The following is a 5,286-nucleotide window of genomic DNA, read 5'->3' as shown; positions in this document are numbered from 1 at the left end:
TGAAGAAAAGAGAATAAGCTGCCATTGTCGCGGCCGGCCGATGGCCCGCTCCTCTCATCAGCTAATGAGCTAACAGCGCCTCGCTGGCAATCCTGTTGAAGCGCAGCCCTATCGTCATTGCTCTCGGTTTCCGTTGAGCATACTTTTGATTTATTCAATGCACAGACATCAGGCATAATACGGTCCTAATGGTTAAAGTTATTTAGAAATGAAATTAGAACGAAGAGGGCAGCTCAGAGACAACCTGACTAAATGTCAAAACCCTCTCTATTTGCGAAGGCGAGAATAAGCTGAAAATTTATCCATTTCGGTCTCGCTGATTAATTTTTACATACCTGAGGGCGTTACCACCCAAATAAACCATAAAGTCATGACCTGATGGTTTATTTAGGCAGCAACGCCCTGTAAAAGTCTCGACCTGATCTGATAGGCAGCTGTTAGATCAATTCAAGCAGGTTACCTTTATACAATCGAAAAACTTACCTGATGTTCCAGTGTGTTATAGCTATCATCGTAAAAAAACATCACTCTATATCTGTCTTTATCTAACGAAGATGTATCAATATCAACTCCACCACCTGCACGATCTAAATGTTTCCACACAATAGGATCATCAACACCAGGAAGATCGTTATGACGATATAAGCCCACCCAGCTACTGTCAGGCATCTTCTTTACATTAAAAGAATAATCAATTAACACTTTCTGTCCCTGATGGATTTCACCACGACTATTTGTTGAGCGCTCTACGGCATTGAATCTGTTTAAGTGAAATTGCATAAAACTCGGGTTTGAATTTTCAATTAACTTCTCGAGCAATACTGAATCAGGCCTTACTGTTCCATTGCTACGTACTTTCCCTGGCTTAAATAATTTATAAAAAGAAGAAATGAACTCCTCATCATCCAGACCCGTCCTGGCATCAATACGTGACATTAATTTAATAAGCTTGCCGGCATTAATACCATATTTTTGAGAAAATGAGGCTGGATTAGAACGGCCTTCTATCAGATGAAGTGTATCGACTAGAAAAGCCCTGTAATTATCATTTAATCGTGGAGGTATTATTGCTTGCATTTCCGAGACGTTTGTACTACGCGGCACGCGTCTTAATGACGAACGTATTCTTAAAAGAATTTCAGATGTTCTATGCAAAAGATTATGCCCACGCTCAGCATTGGTTAATCGATGCCCTAACTTGTTTGGTATAAATATCTTACCAGCTGCCGGAGTATTATGAGTCATTTGTGATGTGACCACACCATAATAAGCCTTAACTTTTTTACCTGTCAGGTTTGCCAATATCTGGGCTGTCGACCACATCCCCCCATTGGCACTATAGCAGGATCGAAGAATTATCGTATTGACACGCTTCATATCAATACCCATTGCAGCGGTATGCCCCTTCAGGTAAATAGCTAACTCTTTGGCACTCAGATGATTGACATTAGCCATTGCACCATGTGCCTGAATCACCAGTTTGCCTCCTTTATTATCGCCAACAAACGAGATGCTACTATCCGGCCCCAAAAAACTGCTTGGTTCCTTCAGTCTAATGCGGGTCCTGCTTGTAGGCCTTGGTCCATCAAAAGAGATGATATTGGGTTCCTCGTGCAAGCCTATATCCGATTGCCCCACCGCACGTACTCTCATCAATTCATTGCTGATATTGCTGGCATCAGAGCGGCGGGCACCAAACTTCTCTGCCATTCGTGCCGTAATCGGGTTACGTGCCGAGAACTGAATACTCTCTGGTCTACTTAATCTGAAATTGTCCTGCACCTCTTTATCTATTTTTTGCATGGTTTGCTTCAACCCATCACGGATCAACTGAGTGCCAACGTGCTTTATATTATACCGAGCCATAGCCTCTTGGCTAAGTTGATAACCCCGGCTTGCAGCGTACCGAATAAAGTCGCTATTTTTAGTGATAATGGTATAAGGGTGAGCAACAACCGATTCAATAATAATTGCGCTTTTCTCTCCAGGCTGATTTCCTGGTAGTAGATCAACAATCTTACCGATACCCAGAATATTATCGTAAGTAACCGGACCTGCTGTTTTTTCAATCAATAAAAAATGTGACTTACTAGCACTTGGGCTTGGTTCTCTTAAATCACCGCTTATTTCACACAGCAGTTCATACCCCATCTTTAGATTACTTCTTAAATCCATAGACCCACTTCCGGTATAGTCACTTGCAATCCAGTTCAGCGACTCATACGTAGAAAGCATATCTCTTAACTGCGTGTTTACATCAAGATCAGTGGTATGGTAAGGAACAACCTCATAATCATTCACTTTCTCATAAGAATTTGTTTTTTCATTAAATCGCTGAATTCGAGAGACATTCTTCCTCATATTCAGCTTCAGTCTCGTACGTAAATTTTTGACGTCTGTTAAGTCTATCGAATAGTTCGCTTGATAACCTGGCGTATGCGGTTCATATTTTCTCGCCGGTATTACTTTCCTCACTGGGTGTTCACTCAATACTTCCTGGGAGGGTGTATCCTCTGCGGAGCGTAAATTTTCATCGACGATTAAATTCCCTTTAACATATCTAAATTGTTCATCAACTGGAACAGGTCCACTTACCTTGTCTATTCGATGCCCACGGATATTATCTGTTTGAGAGACATAGTGTCTGGTACCTGACACATATCCTACTTTTATATTTAGCTCAGTTAGCCTCCTAACCAGATCGGTTAAAAAAACATCACTTTTATTCGTGATATTACAAGAGACAATACGAATAAACCCGATTTCTTTAAGTCCATGCTCGCTCAGTTTATCTGCGAGCTGAGTCCCATTAAGACGAGTGCCATCATACTGAGTTATACTCCCAGGATGACCATGCCCCATTATTTCCAAATGGTCTTTTCGCGTTAGGTTTGATAATTCACCAGGTGTTGAGCGCAGTGACTTTACGCCACTAATGCCGGTACCAAAAGCTATATCAAAGTCAGAGTATACGGGGGCATCTCCTAATGTGTAAATATTATCTAGCGGTATTTTTTGTACTTTGTTAGCATAAAATAACCCACTTTCCATTGGACCATCTTCATATGTATCAACAAGTAAAAAGTATTTATTTTCATCTGAGACGTTCAGCTCAAAATCATGAGCACTACGCACGATAGTCAAATGCTCAGCAGGGTGTGAATTCTCCGTAAATGCCGCAGCTTCGCCCCCTTCCGGAACGTTGCTGCCACCCCCAGCAGGGAGCTTGTTCTTGCCCCCTGCATTTTGTAGACGGTACGCCAGCAAATGAAGTTTACTTCCCCTCTCCCAGTCGACACCATTATTACTGGATATCTCCAGTTCACCACTATTTATTCTACCGAGCAATTCTGTCGACCCCAATCTGAATTTTCGCTCGGTCATGGACGAAGCTAACATAGACTCAGGTGCATTGGAGTGGATCTTCTGAAGCTGTTCCAGCGAAGCACTCTCTTCCATACTCCTAGTTATGTTTAGCTTTAGTGACATATTTTTTGCCATATGGTAAGAGCTCCTAATGCTCATGCCACTGGCTAACAATGCCTGATAAATGGCAAGAGGGTCACCTGTCTTTACCGCTGTCTTGATGCTTTCTCCTACGATAGCAAGGTCGAACGTTTTATTTCCAACCATCAGCCCGTATTTAACGGCCCTGCCACCAATACGGGAGAATTTTCCGATTTTAGCAGCTAGTTTACCCTCAGGAATGCACCCTATAACCAGATTAGCAATCGCCATTGAGTCAAGCTCTTTACCCTCTAGTACATCAGCACCAAGACCCGCTGCCGATTGCAGAATATTAATAGCAAACCCTACTGGCGTTAATGAGGCGACGGCACCGACTGTGACATCAACCCAGCTTCCTATATATTCAGCCTCATGTATATGCCGATTAGCTTCTTGTACCGTTTCTCCCCTATAGGAACTGATGATTGACTGCATATCTCTGCTGAGAGTAGCGAATGGCCTTTCGATGGCTCTCAGATACTCAATACCAGCCTCCCTAATCTCGGCTGGATTATTATCTACAATGCCAAACAATAATTTCCTAAGGCGGTGATTAAATACTAGCTCGAGGAGAGCGCCTTGCGTAGTGATATCAGACTTATATATTTCATCCACTAAGTGAAACCCTTCACCAAGAATATTGGCGCCGTCAATGGCTCTGGACATCAGTATCTTATTGGTTATAGCCGCCCTCTTTATCTTATAATCCTCTTCTATATGATTAACGAGTTGCGCAGATAAAGCAGATATAGCAATCGGACTCGGATTTGTATGATTGATGTATCTTTCAAAGCCGCCATTTCCAGTCCTGACATAATCAAGAATCATATTGGCACCGGGCGTAATGATGGGCGTGACATTACCGCCGAGCAATATATTTCTACGCTTAATTTCATTGGCATTGTATGGCATCACCGATGCAAGAGAAGTAGGCAGCTCACTCATCTGGCGAATATGGTAGTAAGGCATTTCAGCGTCAAGGCAAATAAGAATGCCGGTTTTTGAACCATCACTATCAGGTAGTAAAATAGTGTTATTAAGCTTATGCCCTCCTATATCGAAAGGAACCAATATCTCCCCTCCCATCCTAGCGATATTAGCTCGTGCTTTGATCTCAGGTGGAAGATTATTATCGTTTTCTATTTTATGCAATGTGAGACCAATGGCATACATATAGGTATGTTTTTTCATCTCAGCGGAAAGGCTCTGATAACCGTTGTCATAATTTGCCTGTAGTGATGCATCAGCAGGAATATGAGCGCCAGCAATACCTCTGGAAAGCAATAATTTATTGGTTATAGTCTTGCCCTGCAGTTTATAATCGGCATCTATAGTATTCGCCAGTTGTGCAGAAATACTCGCTATATCCATCACCTGTGGATTATCACTATTAAAGTGTTGTCCAAAATCTACCCTACCAGCCCTAATGTAATTAAGTATACCAATAGCGCTGGGATTATTGATACGCCTAGTCGTGGCCCCTATTAGGTGAGGATATATTTGACTCTGTTCTTTATCGGCATTGTAAGGCATCACCGATACAAGAGATGCAGGCAGGTCACTCCCTTGCCTGATACGGTAGTAAGGGGTCTCTGAATCCAAACAAATCAGCACCCCCGTTTTTGCACCGTCACTGTCAGGCAATAAAAGGGTGTTATTAAGCTTGCACTCTTTTATATCAACAGGAACGAGCATTTTTTCCCCCATCCTGGCAAGATAAGCTCGGTTTTTTATCTCTGGAGGGAGACTCTTATCATTTTCTATTTGATGCAATACGAA

Annotated in this window: 1 protein-coding gene; it reads right to left on the bottom strand. The window is 42.3% G+C overall.

Features of this window, described 5'->3' with window-relative positions; genetic code table 11:
* Positions 1 to 462: 462 nt before the first annotated feature.
* Positions 463 to 5,202: a hypothetical protein gene (locus NOM67_RS21655; protein WP_255940186.1), complete on the bottom strand. Its 4,740-nt coding sequence runs from the start codon at positions 5,200 to 5,202 to the stop codon at positions 463 to 465.
* Between the last annotated feature and the right edge of the window lie 84 nt (positions 5,203 to 5,286).

The organism is Aeromonas sp. SG16 (assembly GCF_024436135.1).
Classification (GTDB): domain Bacteria; phylum Pseudomonadota; class Gammaproteobacteria; order Enterobacterales; family Aeromonadaceae; genus Aeromonas; species Aeromonas jandaei.
This window is presented reverse-complemented; position numbering and strand designations above follow the sequence as displayed.